Consider the following 15,325-nt stretch of genomic DNA (forward strand, 5'->3'; position numbering starts at 1 on the left):
AATCTGTGTGGGCACTCGTTGATGATAATCCAAATAGATACTTCGGTATCAATTTAGGTTTCAATGAACTGAGTGACCAATCGATGATAACTTTCTTTAGAAAGGAGTCATTGGCACAGTCAATTCATTATCGTTCTGTTGGAACGATAATAGCTTTAAATTACATACGTAGTTTGAAGTCAGTATTCATTGAGCCGAACAAAATCTTAAATTGAAGAGTTTGATCATGGCTCAGATTGAACGCTGGCGGCAGGCCTAACACATGCAAGTCGAGCGGAAACGAGAATAGCTTGCTATTCGGCGTCGAGCGGCGGACGGGTGAGTAATGCCTGGGAAATTGCCCTGATGTGGGGGATAACCATTGGAAACGATGGCTAATACCGCATAATGCCTTCGGGCCAAAGAGGGGGACCTTCGGGCCTCTCGCGTCAGGATATGCCCAGGTGGGATTAGCTAGTTGGTGAGGTAAAGGCTCACCAAGGCGACGATCCCTAGCTGGTCTGAGAGGATGATCAGCCACACTGGAACTGAGACACGGTCCAGACTCCTACGGGAGGCAGCAGTGGGGAATATTGCACAATGGGCGCAAGCCTGATGCAGCCATGCCGCGTGTATGAAGAAGAGCCTTCGGGTTGTAAAGTACTTTCAGCAGTGAGGAAGGGTGTGAAGTTAATAGCTTCATACCTTGACGTTAGCTGCAGAAGAAGCACCGGCTAACTCCGTGCCAGCAGCCGCGGTAATACGGAGGGTGCGAGCGTTAATCGGAATTACTGGGCGTAAAGCGCATGCAGGTGGTTTGTTAAGTCAGATGTGAAAGCCGGGCTCAACCTCGGAACCGCATTTGAAACTGGCAGGCTAGAGTACTGTAGAGGGGGTAGAATTTCAGGTGTAGCGGTGAAATGCGTAGAGATCTGAAGGAATACCAGTGGCGAAGGCGGTACACCTGGACAGATACTGACACTCAGATGCGAAAGCGTGGGGAGCAAACAGGATTAGATACCCTGGTAGTCCACGCCGTAAACGATGTCTACTTGGAGGTTGTGGCCTTGAGCCGTGGCTTTCGGAGCTAACGCGTTAAGTAGACCGCCTGGGGAGTACGGTCGCAAGATTAAAACTCAAATGAATTGACGGGGGCCCGCACAAGCGGTGGAGCATGTGGTTTAATTCGATGCAACGCGAAGAACCTTACCTACTCTTGACATCCTCAGAAGAGACTGGAGACAGTCTTGTGCCTTCGGGAACTGAGAGACAGGTGCTGCATGGCTGTCGTCAGCTCGTGTTGTGAAATGTTGGGTTAAGTCCCGCAACGAGCGCAACCCTTATCCTTGTTTGCCAGCGAGTAATGTCGGGAACTCCAGGGAGACTGCCGGTGATAAACCGGAGGAAGGTGGGGACGACGTCAAGTCATCATGGCCCTTACGAGTAGGGCTACACACGTGCTACAATGGCGCATACAGAGGGCGGCCAACCAGCGATGGTGAGCGAATCCCAAAAAGTGCGTCGTAGTCCGGATTGGAGTCTGCAACTCGACTCCATGAAGTCGGAATCGCTAGTAATCGTGGATCAGAATGCCACGGTGAATACGTTCCGTTGTACACACCGCCCGTCACACCATGGGAGTGGGCTGCAAAAGAAGTAGGTAGTTTAACCTTCGGGGGGACGCTTACCACTTTGTGGTTCATGACTGGGGTGAAGTCGTAACAAGGTAGCCCTAGGGGAACCTGGGGCTGGATCACCTCCTTATACGATGATTATCGCGATGAGTACCCACACAGATTGATACGGTTTATGTAGAAAAGAGAAATGAACGTTCCCATACGTTCATACTAGTGTCCCGTTCGTCTAGAGGCCTAGGACACCGCCCTTTCACGGCGGTAACAGGGGTTCGACTCCCCTACGGGATACCATTGGGTCGTTAGCTCAGTTGGTAGAGCAGTTGACTTTTAATCAATTGGTCGCAGGTTCGAATCCTGCACGACCCACCATTTCAAGATGGGGCTATAGCTCAGCTGGGAGAGCGCCTGCCTTGCACGCAGGAGGTCAGCAGTTCGATCCTGCTTAGCTCCACCATTCTTGATACCTTCTTCCTATAAGAAGTAAAACTAATATGGGCGATTAGCTCAGTTGGGAGAGCACCTGCCTTACAAGCAGGGGGTCACTGGTTCGAGCCCGGTATCGCCCACCATCTTTAAGTATTTTCTTAATACAGAATATTTAGAAATGGTTCTTAACGAATCACGCTCTTTAACAATTTGGAAAGCTGACGAATAACAACAATCCCCTTATCTACGGATAAGCGTTGTTATTCAAATTAAAAGTTCTCAAATCCTAGATGACTTGTTCATTTAGGTACCAACACACATTCAAGTGTTCTTGGGTTTTCACGAAAGTGAAAACATATTTGAGTCCGGCAAAATCGAAGTGTTGTCTCGCTCATAATAAAGAGACAACGATAAACCTTGGTTGTTTGCCATACAGAAACCTTTTGGGGTTGTATGGTTAAGTGACTAAGCGTACACGGTGGATGCCTTGGCAGTCAGAGGCGACGAAGGACGTATTAACTTGCGATAAGCGTAGATTAGGCAGTAAAAGCCACTTGAGTCTACGATTTCCGAATGGGGAAACCCACTTACATAAGTAAGTATCCTGTTGTGAATACATAGCAGCAGGAGGCAAACCAGGGGAACTGAAACATCTAAGTACCCCGAGGAAGAGAAATCAACCGAGATCCCGAAAGTAGCGGCGAGCGAAATTGGGTTAGCCCTTAAGCTTTTTGTGCGTCAGGTGAAGTCTCTGGAAAGGGACGCGATACAGGGTGATAGCCCCGTAACCGACAACGCACATTGAGTGAAATCGAGTAAGGCGGGACACGTGATATCCTGTCTGAATATGGGGGGACCATCCTCCAAGGCTAAATACTACTGACTGACCGATAGTGAACCAGTACCGTGAGGGAAAGGCGAAAAGAACCCCTGTGAGGGGAGTGAAATAGAACCTGAAACCGTGTACGTACAAGCAGTAGGAGCACCTTTGTGGTGTGACTGCGTACCTTTTGTATAATGGGTCAGCGACTTATATTCAGTGGCAAGGTTAACCGTTTAGGGGAGCCGTAGGGAAACCGAGTCTTAACTGGGCGTTCAGTCTCTGGATATAGACCCGAAACCAGGTGATCTAGCCATGGGCAGGTTGAAGGTTGAGTAACATCAACTGGAGGACCGAACCGACTAATGTTGAAAAATTAGCGGATGACTTGTGGCTAGGGGTGAAAAGTACCAATCAAACCTGGAGATAGCTGGTTCTCCCCGAAAGCTATTTAGGTAGCGCCTCGGACGAATACTACTGGGGGTAGAGCACTGTTAAGGCTAGGGGGTCATCCCGACTTACCAACCCTTTGCAAACTCCGAATACCAGTAAGTACTATCCGGAGACACACGGCGGGTGCTAACGTCCGTCGTGGAGAGGGAAACAACCCAGACCGCCAGCTAAGGTCCCAAATTACTACTAAGTGGGAAACGATGTGGGAAGGCTCAGACAGCCAGGATGTTGGCTTAGAAGCAGCCATCATTTAAAGAAAGCGTAATAGCTCACTGGTCGAGTCGCTGCGCGGAAGATGTAACGGGGCTAAGTAGTAAACCGAAGCTGCGGCTGCAATCTTTTGATTGCGGGGTAGGGGAGCGTTCTGTAAGCCGTTGAAGGTGGTCTGTAAGGGCTGCTGGAGGTATCAGAAGTGCGAATGCTGACATGAGTAACGATAAAGGGAGTGAAAAACTCCCTCGCCGGAAGACCAAGGGTTCCTGTCCAACGTTAATCGGGGCAGGGTAAGTCGACCCCTAAGGCGAGGCTGAAAAGCGTAGTCGATGGGAAACGGGTTAATATTCCCGTACTTCTTACAATTGCGATGGGGGGACGGAGAAGGCTAAGTGGGCGGCGATGGTTGTCCAGGTTCAAGTGCGTAGGCTGATGGTTTAGGTAAATCCGGACCGTCATTAAGGCTGAGACACGACGTCGAGCTGCTACGGCAGTGAAGTCATTGATGCCATGCTTCCAGGAAAAGCCTCTAAGCTTCAGATTGTAAGGAATCGTACCCCAAACCGACACAGGTGGTCGGGTAGAGAATACCAAGGCGCTTGAGAGAACTCGGGTGAAGGAACTAGGCAAAATGGTACCGTAACTTCGGGAGAAGGTACGCTCTTGACGGTGAAGTCCCTCGCGGATGGAGCTATTAGGAGTCGCAGATACCAGGTGGCTGCAACTGTTTATTAAAAACACAGCACTGTGCAAAATCGTAAGATGACGTATACGGTGTGACGCCTGCCCGGTGCCGGAAGGTTAATTGATGGGGTTAGTCTTCGGACGAAGCTCTTGATCGAAGCCCGGTAAACGGCGGTACGTAACTATAACGGTCCTAAGGTAGCGAAATTCCTTGTCGGGTAAGTTCCGACCTGCACGAATGGCGTAATGATTACACGCTGTCTCCACCCGAGACTCAGTGAAATTGAAATCGCTGTGAAGATGCAGTGTACCCGCGGCTAGACGGAAAGACCCCGTGAACCTTTACTACAGCTTGGCACTGAACATTGAACCTACATGTGTAGGATAGGTGGGAGGCTTTGAAACCATGTCGCTAGATATGGTGGAGCCGTCCTTGAAATACCACCCTTGTAGCTTTGATGTTCTAACTTACCCATTATCTGGGGTGAGGACAGTGCCTGGTGGGTAGTTTGACTGGGGCGGTCTCCTCCCAAAGAGTAACGGAGGAGCACGAAGGTGGGCTAAACACGGTTGGACATCGTGTGGTTAGTGCAATGGCATAAGCCCGCTTGACTGCGAGAATGACAATTCGAGCAGGTGCGAAAGCAGGTCATAGTGATCCGGTGGTTCTGAATGGAAGGTACATCGCTCAACGGATAAAAGGTACTCCGGGATAACAGGCTGATACCGCCCAAGAGTTCATATCGACGGCGGTGTTTGGCACCTCGATGTCGGCTCATCACATCCTGGGGCTGAAGTCGGTCCCAAGGGTATGGCTGTTCGCCATTTAAAGTGGTACGCGAGCTGGGTTTAGAACGTCGTGAGACAGTTCGGTCCCTATCTGCCGTGGGCGTTGGAAGATTGAAGGGGCTGCTCCTAGTACGAGAGGACCGGAGTGGACGAACCTCTGGTGTTCGGGTTGTCATGCCAATGGCATTGCCCGGTAGCTAAGTTCGGAATCGATAACCGCTGAAAGCATCTAAGCGGGAAGCGAGCCCTGAGATGAGTCTTCCCTGATACTTTAAGTATCCTAAAGGGTTGTTCGAGACCAGAACGTTGATAGGCAGGGTGTGTAAGCGTTGTGAGGCGTTGAGCTAACCTGTACTAATTGCCCGTGAGGCTTAACCATACAACACCCAAGGGGTTTTGCGCAGAAATTGTTCCAGACAATTTCCTGCACTTCCTACATCCATGTAGGTCGTGGACTCAGATAAGAACAGATTGAATGTGTAAGAACCAGAACTAAAAAACAGCTTTCCGAATTTATTGTTTTCAGATTTTAAGAAAGTCTGAAGGCAAAACAGAATTTGCTTGGCGACCATAGCGTTGTGGACCCACCTGATTCCATGCCGAACTCAGAAGTGAAACGCAATAGCGCCGATGGTAGTGTGGGGTTTCCCCATGTGAGAGTAGGACATCGCCAGGCTTTGAATTTGAACATCCGCTTATGATAAGCGGGTATTCCACTGCGGAGTGGTAGTTCAGTTGGTTAGAATACCGGCCTGTCACGCCGGGGGTCGCGGGTTCGAGTCCCGTCCACTCCGCCATTTATTTAAGAAACCTCAACAGAAATGTTGAGGTTTTTTGCGTTTAGGGAAGACATATTCGACCTGCAGTCGAACGAGTCCCGGTCGTGTGCAACCCCAGTCATACCAATCTGGAAAATTAACTGATCAGGTCAATCCAGTCTCTTGTGCACATTTTGGTAACCCTATCAGCGTTTTCCAAGAATCGATTCCACGCAGTGCATACCTTCGACACAATATTGCGATGATCGTCAAAATTTTGGTTGGCAAGATAGTGCTGCCTGAGCCAACTCCAAACTTGCTCAATTGGGTTTAGCTCTGGTGAGTAGGGGGGGAGTTTGATGATACTGAGATTATGGAACTCTTGTGCAATATCATTGGTGTGCCAGCCTGCACCATCCATAATGACCACTGCGTGACGACCTCTTTCGGTGACTGCGGAGATCTGCTTAAGGTGCTCAACCATAATCTCCTTGTTAACCCAAGGAACAACCATTGCTTCTCCGATCTCTCTAGTCGGGCATACTGAGCCAAACAAATAAGCATACTCAAATTGCTGTTGTTTTACCGCTCTCGGCCTTGAACCCCGTTCAGCCCAAAGTCGAGTTGTCGTATTTTGCTGGCCAAATCTCGCTTCATCTTGAAACCAGACATCAACGCTCTCTAGTCCCATATGACCAGGGATCTTAAGGATCGTTTCAATTTTGAATTTTTTTAAAATCGTCTTGGATTTGTTGGGATTGTCGAGGGTGCTTGGAGCGAGAAGTTATCCAAGAGAAGCCCATATGATTGAGCAAATAGTAAATGGAATCTGGATGGTAGTACTTACCAAACTCTTTGACGATATAGGTATGAATGTCAGCGCCAGTTAACCTGCCCCCAGATGAATCCTTTGCTCGATTTTTTATGTACAGGCTTAATTGCTCACGTTGTTGAGGATTCAGGAAGGCAGGTCGACCTGTTCTTGGTTTTTCTTGCAACCCTTCAAGTCCTTCCTCAAGGAACGTTTGTACCCATTTGTTTACACTGGTTCTACTGACTTTAAGGAACTTGGCGATTTGGGTGCGAGAGTGACCATCTTTAAAATGGGCCAATGCGAGTAATCGCATCTTCATCTGGATAGATTTTTGTTGGCTAGCAAGCTTTTAAAGTCAATGTTATTGAGGCTGTCCATGGCATCTTTTTTCACGAGAAAGTAATAGCATCAATCAGATCATATTTTTACTTAGATTGGTATAATTAAGAAATCCCCCCTTAGCTTATAGGTGAGTCTTCAAAGCTTACCTCGTATCTAGGTCAAACACTGCTCCCTATCAAGCTCAATATATTCAGGGATCTTACGGATCATTTCAGTTTTTAAAATTTTTAAATCACGCTGGGATAATTGGTATTTACTCGGGTGTTGAGAACGTGAAGTTATTCTACGAAAGACCTAAGTCATTGAGTAAGAATTAGATGAAATCTAGATAGTAAAATTTGCGAGTCCTTTGCTGATATGAGCATGAACATCACTGTCAGTTAATCGCTCTCCTGACGGAGTTTCTGCTCGACATACGGTATTGGCTGTTATAGTCTGGACATATAGACGTCTAAACGCTTTAGGGAGAAAGTAAGATGCCCATTAAGATTCCTGATCAATTGCCTGCTTTGGATACACTTAGGCACGAAAATATATTCGTAATGCCAGAGTCTCGCGCAACGACGCAGGAAATACGCCCACTTAAAGTGCTCATTCTTAATTTAATGCCGAAGAAAATTGAAACGGAAACGCAGTTTCTTCGCCTCTTATCAAATAGCCCGCTACAGATAGATGTAGAGCTACTAAGAATTGATAACCGTCCAAGTAAAAACACGCCAACAGAGCACTTAGATACGTTTTATCGCCAGTTTGAAATGGTGAAAAACAAAAACTTTGATGGGTTAATTATTACAGGTGCGCCCTTGGGGCTCGTTCAATTTGAAGATGTAATCTATTGGGAGCATCTTCAAACAATCATGAACTGGGCAAAAGAGCATGTAACCTCAACGTTATACGTATGTTGGGCTGCGCAAGCTGGCTTAAAGCTACTGTACAATTTGCCTAAACGCACTCGCAAAGAAAAACTTTCTGGGGTGTATCAACATCAAGTTTTGCAGCCTTATCATCCTGTTCTGAGAGGTTTTGATGATACTTTCTTAGCGCCACACTCTCGATATGCCGACTTCTCGCCAGAATATTTATCGGAACATACTGATCTAGATATTTTGGCTACATCGGATGTTGCTGGTGTATACCTAGCTACAACGAAAGACAAACGAAATGTATTTGTCACTGGTCACCCTGAATATGACTCTCACACATTGCATAACGAATATGTTAGAGATCTAGGGGAGGGGATGGAGCCGCCGATTCCTGTCAATTACTACCCAAACAACAACCCCGATAATAAGCCTAATGCCAGTTGGCGTAGTCATGGGCATTTGCTATTTCTAAATTGGTTAAACTACTGTGTTTACCAACAAACACCGTATGACTTGTCTCTTTTCTCGGAAGCAAATTTTACTAAGGACGAAGAGTAAACGACTTTAAAATTAGGGCAGCGTAATCGTTGCCCTTTGTTTTCATTCTTCTTTTTTAGCTTTTTCTATCATTGGCGTAATAGTGGATCCCTGTATAAGAATGGAAAATACAACAACAGAATAAGTCATCACGAGAATGATCTCTTTTACGTCTATCAGCTTATCAGGAATCACCAAAATACCGGGTGGAATGGATAGAGCCATTGCAAGGGCTAACCCTCCTCTAAGTCCTCCCCATGTGAGAATTTTTACTGACCAAGAATTATAGCTACGGTATCGAGTGAAGCCTAAATAAGAGAGCCAAACACTTAAATACCGACTAGTCAGAACAAGGGGGATGGAAAATGCCATTAGGATCCAATCTTCGTGGTGGAATTCAAATAGAAGCATAGACATGCCGATAAGTAAGAATAAAACGCCATTTAAAAACTCATCGACCAACTCCCAGAAATGATCTAGGTGCTCTTCACTTTCTTTTGAAAAACCAATAAATCGAGTCCAGTTACCGATCATAATTCCCGAGACCACCATGGCTAAGGGACCTGACACATGAATAACATCTGCAAAGGCATATCCTGCTGTAGGAATTCCTATAGTCAATAAGAGCTCCATAGAATGATCGTTAGTAGCACTGATTAAATAGTGGAAGAGTAACCCAAGGGCAAACCCGTATACGATGCCGCCAATAGCTTCTTGAGCAAACAGTAAGGTAACACTTGTGATGGTAGGGGATTCTGTACCAAATGCCATGGTATAAAGTGTGACAAAAATGATGAGACCAAATCCATCATTAAAAAGGGATTCACCTTCAATTTGAGTTGAGATTCGTTTGGGTGCATCAAGCTTTTTCACGATAGCCAGCACCGCAATGGGATCGGTTGGTGAGATAAGTGCTCCAAAAAGCAAACAGTACACAAGATCGAACTGAATACCAATTACTTGACAGAATAGGTAGAGCGCACCGCCGATAAACACCGTCGAAAATAATGTCGCACCAAGCGCCAAAATGGTAATTTCCCATTTTTGATCTTCCATATTAGGAAGCTTTATTCCCAATCCACCGGCAAACAAAAGAAAGCCTAATACGCCTTTGAGCAAAAACGCTTCAAAATTAATTGTACTCATTGTTTCAGTAGCGACTTTGGTTAAGTGAAACCAATCGTTTTGACCTGCAATAATAATGAACAGTGATAAGATCAGCGCACCTGCTGTGATGGCAATTGTGCTCTGCATCTTTCCTATCTTACTGTTTATAAAGGCGATCAGCATTGCCGCTGCAGAAAGAAAGCACAGGGTGTAATAGACAGACATGAGCTAGGTTATTTCCAAGTGTAACAAAATGTGTAATTGGCGGATTTTCCTCCTACTTTGACGCAATATCAAATACTTTTTTTGCTCATCTACTTAGCAAAAAAGCAGCAGTGATAGATAGGTAATTTACTGATTTGGACGTCTAGATTTCTATTGGATGTGTGGTAGGATGAGAGCAAAGATAAGGAATGAGGCTGTAGTGTGGCTGGAAGCAATTTAAGACAACAAATCGAACAACAACTTTCCCGAAGAATTATGCTCATCGATGGTGGTATGGGTACCATGATTCAGGATTTAAAGTTGGAAGAAGAGGATTATCGTGGTGAGCGTTTTTCCGATTGGCACTGTGATTTAAAAGGGAACAATGACCTTTTAGTTTTGTCTCAGCCTCAGCTTATTAAAGACATACATAGTCAGTATCTTGAAGCAGGTGCCGACATATTAGAAACCAACACATTCAATGCGACTACCATTGCAATGGCTGACTATGATATGGAAAGCCTGAGCGAAGAGATAAACTTCGAAGCTGCGAAGTTGGCAAGAGAAGCTGCTGATGAATGGACGGCAAAAACCCCAGACAGACCACGCTATGTTGCTGGCGTTCTTGGTCCAACTAACCGAACGTGTTCGATCTCCCCTGATGTAAATGATCCTGGATATCGTAACGTGAGTTTCGACGAGTTAGTCGAAGCGTATTCTGAATCGACGCGCGCACTCATCAAAGGTGGTTCACACCTCATTCTTCTTGAAACTATTTTTGATACGTTGAACGCTAAAGCATGTGCATTTGCTGTTGAATCTGTATTTGAAGAAATGGGCATTGAATTGCCTGTTATGATTTCAGGTACGATCACCGATGCGTCTGGACGTACACTTTCTGGTCAAACTACGGAAGGTTTTTACAATGCGCTAAGGCATGTTAACCCCATTTCATTTGGTCTGAACTGTGCGTTGGGCCCAGATGAACTGCGTCAATACGTTGAAGAGCTTTCACGTATTTCAGAGTGCAGTGTGTCTGCTCACCCTAATGCGGGATTACCTAATGCTTTTGGTGAGTACGATCTATCACCTGAAGATATGGCTGAACATATTGGTGAATGGGCTAGAGCAGGGTTCCTTAACCTAGTTGGGGGGTGCTGTGGTACCACGCCAGAACACATTCGCCAAATGGCACTAGCCTGCGAAGGTGTACCTCCCCGTAAGTTGCCAACTATACCTGTGGCATGTCGTTTATCTGGTCTTGAGCCTCTAACGATAGCGAAAGATACCTTATTCGTTAACGTTGGTGAACGAACTAACGTAACGGGTTCCGCTCGTTTCAAGCGCCTCATCAAAGAAGAACTCTATGATGAAGCGTTAGATGTGGCTCGTCAGCAAGTTGAAAACGGTGCGCAAATCATCGATATCAACATGGATGAAGGGATGCTCGATGCGGAAGCCTGTATGGTCCGTTTCTTGAACCTTTGTGCTTCTGAACCAGAAATATCCAAAGTTCCGATTATGGTTGATTCCTCTAAATGGGAAGTGATCGAAGCGGGTCTAAAATGCATTCAAGGTAAAGGTATTGTTAACTCGATCTCTTTGAAAGAAGGTAAAGAGAAGTTCGTTGAACAAGCAAAACTGATTCGTCGATACGGTGCCGCAGTGGTCGTAATGGCGTTTGACGAAGTGGGTCAGGCTGAAACACGCGAACGCAAGCTCGAAATCTGTACCAATGCCTACAACATTCTGGTTGGCGAAATTGGTTTTCCGCCAGAAGATATTATCTTTGACCCCAACATTTTCGCGGTTGCAACGGGTATAGAAGAGCACAACAACTACGCGGTTGATTTCATCGAAGCCGTTGGTGATATTAAACAAAAATTGCCACACGCTATGATTTCAGGTGGTGTGTCTAACGTTTCCTTCTCCTTTAGAGGTAACAACTACGTTCGTGAAGCTATCCACGCTGTGTTCCTATATCACTGTTTCAAAAACGGTATGGACATGGGTATCGTTAACGCAGGTCAACTTGAGGTTTATGATAACGTTCCAGAAAAACTTCGAGAAGCTGTTGAAGATGTGGTTCTAAACCGTCGTGATGATGGTACAGAACGTTTACTCGATATCGCTGCTGAGTTTGCCGGAAAGGGCGTAGGTAAAGAAGAAGATGCTTCAGCGCTTGAGTGGCGAAGCTACCCTGTTGAGAAGCGATTAGAACACGCCTTAGTTAAAGGGATTACAGAGTTCATCGTTGATGACACGGAAGAAGCCCGTCAAAATGCGACCAAACCTCTTGAAGTGATCGAAGGTCCTTTAATGGATGGTATGAACGTGGTGGGTGATCTGTTTGGCGAAGGTAAAATGTTCCTTCCTCAGGTGGTGAAATCGGCCCGTGTTATGAAGCAGGCGGTTGCACATTTAGAGCCTTACATTAACGCCTCCAAACAAGCCGGCTCGGCAAACGGAAAAATACTGTTAGCGACGGTAAAAGGGGACGTTCACGACATTGGTAAGAATATTGTAGGTGTTGTACTGCAATGTAATAACTATGAAATCATAGATCTCGGTGTCATGGTTTCTTGCGAGAAGATCCTTAAAGTCGCCAAAGAAGAAAACGTTGATATTATTGGGCTGTCTGGTCTTATTACCCCCTCTTTGGATGAAATGGTTCATGTTGCCAAAGAAATGGAGCGACAGGGTTTTGAATTGCCACTTCTTATTGGTGGTGCAACGACTTCCAAAGCGCATACTGCAGTAAAAATTGAACAGAATTATCACAAGCCCGTGGTGTACGTGAATAATGCCTCACGTGCGGTTGGTGTGTGTACTTCTTTGTTATCTAATGAGTTATATCCAGGTTTTGTTGAAAAGTTGGATGCAGATTACGTTCGAGTTCGTGACCAGCACAACCGTAAGAAGCCCAGAACTAAACCTGTGACTGTCGAGAGAGCACGAGATAATCGAGTAGCGATTGATTGGGGAAATTACACGCCACCAGCTCCAGCAAAGCCTGGTGTTCATGTGTTTGATGATTTTGAAGTAGCCACTCTACGTAAATACATAGACTGGACCCCTTTCTTTATGACGTGGTCGTTGGTAGGTAAATACCCTGCAATATTTGAACATGAAGAAGTGGGTGAAGAAGCACAGCGATTATTTAAAGATGCTAATGATCTGTTGGATCGTGTGGAAAGTGAAGGCTTACTGAAAGCTCGAGGTATGTGTGCTCTGTTCCCTGCTGCAAGCGTTGGGGACGATATTGAAGTGTACACAGATGAAAGCCGAACGGAAATTGCACATATGCTTCACAACCTTCGCCAACAAACCGAAAAACCCAAAGGGTTTAATTACTGTTTGTCTGACTATATCGCACCAAAATCCAGCGGTAAGAAAGACTGGATTGGTGCATTTGCTGTCACAGGTGGCATTGGGGAGCGAGAGCTTGCTGACGCGTATAAAGCGCAAGGTGACGATTACAACGCCATTATGATTCAAGCGGTGGCAGATCGATTAGCAGAAGCATTTGCTGAATATCTTCATGAACAGGTACGGAAAGAAATCTGGGGTTACGCAAAGGATGAAAATTTGGGTAGTGAAGATTTGATTCGTGAAAAGTATCAAGGTATTCGACCTGCACCAGGCTATCCTGCGTGTCCCGAGCACACTGAGAAAGGCACGTTGTGGGAAATGCTTAAAGTTGAAGAGGCGATCGACATGTCGCTAACCACGAGTTACGCAATGTGGCCTGGAGCGTCAGTATCGGGTTGGTACTTCTCGCATCCAGATTCACGCTATTTTGCCATTGCACAGATCCAAGAAGATCAAGCAAAAGACTACGCAGAAAGAAAAGGATGGGAGTGGGAAGAGGCTGAAAAATGGCTTGGGCCTAATCTTAACTGATAGACACGCAACAAGTTGAGAAAGGGTTGGCATTTGCTAACCCTTTTTTCGTTTGAAGGTTACTTTTCAAAAAGCTCTTGATGGAGTGCTTGTACGGCTTTCTTAGACACAGATTCGTGTAATAAGAAGCAGAGGTTATGAGCACTTGCTCCGTAGCAGATCATACGTAAATTGAAGTCTTCCAGCGTACTGAATACTTGTTTCGCGTAGCCTTTACTCTCTTTCATATTGTTTCCAATAAGAGCCACCAAACATAAATTATGTTCTATATCGACTGTACACAATTCTTCCAGCTCACGTTTAGCTTCAGCAGGCAATTCTGGTGCTCCACCACTCGTATTGGTTTGATCAAGTGTGAGCGAAACGCTGACCTCGGATGTGGTTATTAAATCAACCGAGATTTTATATTTAGCGAGAATTTGGAACACATCAGCAAGAAAGCCGTATGCTTGGAACATATTTGGACTACGTAGCGTCACCATGGTTTGATTACAGCGCAATGCTAGTGCACGAAATAGGGGCGCGCTCTCTACTTGCTGACGAATCCAAGTTCCACCTTTCTCTGGTGCTTTTGATGAGCCAACAAAAACAGGTATTTGATGGCGAAGTGCTGGCAGCAAAGTTGATGGGTGTAAAATTTTGGCACCAAAATTCGCCATTTCTGACGCTTCACTGAAGCTGATTTCAGGAATTGGGCTCGCTTTAGGTGCTATTCGTGGATCAGTAGTGTAGATACCTGGAACGTCTGTCCAAATCTCAAGCCCCGCTGCTTCAACTGCTTCTGCAATTAATGCGGCACTGTAATCACTTCCACCTCGTCCTAAAGTCGTGGTATTTCCATCTGCGTCTGAGCCGATAAAACCTTGTGTGACCACCACATGCTGACGACAAAGAGGAACCAATTTTTCATGTGCTAGACGAGAGATTTCTTCTAATTCTGGTTGCGCTTTTCCATGAACTGAATCTGTACGCATGACATCACGAATATCAAATCGGACGGCATCGATACCGCGCTCTTTCATTAATTGAGTCAGAAGGTGCGTAGACATTAGCTCGCCGCATGACACTAAATGATCGGTCAACTTCTCACTTGATTGGAATGATGCCGCTTCAGCTGCGCTAGCAACAGAATCTAAAATAGTGTGGACTTGTTTTTCTGCATGAGCAGGATCCGCAAGCTGATCTAAAATTTGATGATGTATATCTGTGATCTGCTTTATCAATTCTTGACGCTTACTTGCTTCTTGAACGCCATTAGCAAGTTCAACAAGTAGGTTTGTCACGCCTGAGCAGGCGCTGCTTACAATCAACCGCGTATTTGGGTTGTTTTCTATAATCGTGCTGCAGCGGCTCATTGCCTCAAAGTTTGCAACACTGGTTCCGCCAAATTTCGCTACATTAAATGCGCTAGTGGCTTTGTTCTCATTCAAAGCACTGTCTCCCAAAATACGTCCAAGAATAACGACACAGTAGTCAAAAGGACTACTTAACATCCGATGTTGAAGAGAGATTACGTAGAGCAGAGGGAAAGCATAAGAAAGGAATGCGCACCTCAGAAGCTCTTCACCTTTTTGGTGACAGTCGGTAGGATTCAACCTACTCGCCCGATGTGTAATTCACCCGCAATGAATCATCATCTCGGCACTGCTCCCCCTGAGTGAAGTGTATTGGAATTGGGGTTCCACACCACACCTGCCTGGGCAATGCTCCTCTTCTGCTAGAAAGCCCGTTTATTGAACGGTTTTATGACCAAAATGTCAATCACAAAGCGTGAATTTGTTATTTTGTGATATTGG

At 45.8% G+C, this 15,325-nt stretch carries 5 protein-coding genes, 5 tRNA genes, 3 rRNA genes and 1 riboswitch; of the genes, 10 read left to right on the top strand and 3 right to left on the bottom strand.

Annotation, left to right across the window (positions count from 1 at the left end; translation table 11 throughout):
* Nucleotides 1-208 precede the first annotated feature (208 nt).
* From LDO37_RS02700 to LDO37_RS02735, 8 genes are all read left to right on the top strand, one after another.
* Nucleotides 209-1,743 (top strand): 16S ribosomal RNA (locus tag LDO37_RS02700).
* A gap of 88 nt (nt 1,744-1,831) precedes the next feature.
* Nucleotides 1,832-1,907 (top strand) — tRNA-Glu (locus tag LDO37_RS02705).
* Between the two features lie 2 nt (nt 1,908-1,909).
* A tRNA-Lys gene (locus LDO37_RS02710) sits at nt 1,910-1,985 on the top strand.
* A gap of 9 nt (nt 1,986-1,994) precedes the next feature.
* A tRNA-Ala gene (locus LDO37_RS02715) sits at nt 1,995-2,070 on the top strand.
* Between the two features lie 39 nt (nt 2,071-2,109).
* Nucleotides 2,110-2,185, top strand: a tRNA-Val gene (locus tag LDO37_RS02720).
* Nucleotides 2,186-2,497: 312 nt separating this feature from the next.
* Nucleotides 2,498-5,380, top strand: a 23S ribosomal RNA gene (locus tag LDO37_RS02725).
* A gap of 181 nt (nt 5,381-5,561) precedes the next feature.
* Nucleotides 5,562-5,677: ribosomal RNA gene (gene rrf / locus LDO37_RS02730) — 5S ribosomal RNA — on the top strand.
* The 16S, 23S and 5S rRNA genes sit together here with 5 tRNA genes alongside, the layout of an rRNA operon.
* 44 nt (nt 5,678-5,721) lie before the next feature.
* Nucleotides 5,722-5,798: transfer RNA gene (locus LDO37_RS02735), tRNA-Asp, on the top strand.
* Between the two features lie 118 nt (nt 5,799-5,916).
* On the opposite strand, the gene LDO37_RS02740 is transcribed toward LDO37_RS02735, so the two are convergent.
* A protein-coding gene (locus LDO37_RS02740; RefSeq protein WP_399480548.1) for an IS630 family transposase occupies nt 5,917-6,892 on the bottom strand; the annotation gives its coding sequence in 2 pieces (ribosomal slippage) (nt 5,917-6,492 and nt 6,494-6,892; 975 coding nt in all).
* Nucleotides 6,893-7,391: 499 nt separating this feature from the next.
* Here LDO37_RS02740 and metA point away from each other — a divergent pair.
* Nucleotides 7,392-8,336 (top strand): homoserine O-acetyltransferase MetA, encoded by a 945-nt coding sequence (gene metA / locus LDO37_RS02745; protein ID WP_101115574.1) that lies wholly within the window; start codon nt 7,392-7,394, stop codon nt 8,334-8,336.
* A 42-nt stretch (nt 8,337-8,378) separates the two neighbouring features.
* Here the strand turns inward: metA and LDO37_RS02750 are convergent, their stop codons facing one another.
* The gene (locus LDO37_RS02750; RefSeq protein WP_126609063.1) at nt 8,379-9,647 is read right to left on the bottom strand and encodes a cation:proton antiporter; all 1,269 of its coding nucleotides are present in this window, start codon (nt 9,645-9,647) and stop codon (nt 8,379-8,381) included.
* Between the two features lie 255 nt (nt 9,648-9,902).
* Between LDO37_RS02750 and metH the strand changes: the two genes are divergently transcribed.
* Nucleotides 9,903-13,529: a methionine synthase gene (gene metH / locus LDO37_RS02755; protein ID WP_233448339.1), complete on the top strand. Its 3,627-nt coding sequence runs from the start codon at nt 9,903-9,905 to the stop codon at nt 13,527-13,529.
* Between the two features lie 59 nt (nt 13,530-13,588).
* Here the strand turns inward: metH and lysC are convergent, their stop codons facing one another.
* Complete coding sequence (gene lysC / locus LDO37_RS02760; RefSeq protein WP_126609065.1) at nt 13,589-14,959, bottom strand: lysine-sensitive aspartokinase 3; 1,371 nt, start codon at nt 14,957-14,959, stop codon at nt 13,589-13,591.
* A 118-nt stretch (nt 14,960-15,077) separates the two neighbouring features.
* Nucleotides 15,078-15,251, bottom strand: a riboswitch (Lysine riboswitch).
* Nucleotides 15,252-15,325 lie beyond the last annotated feature (74 nt).

This window comes from Vibrio penaeicida (assembly GCF_019977755.1).
GTDB classification, from domain to species: Bacteria; Pseudomonadota; Gammaproteobacteria; order Enterobacterales; family Vibrionaceae; genus Vibrio; species Vibrio penaeicida.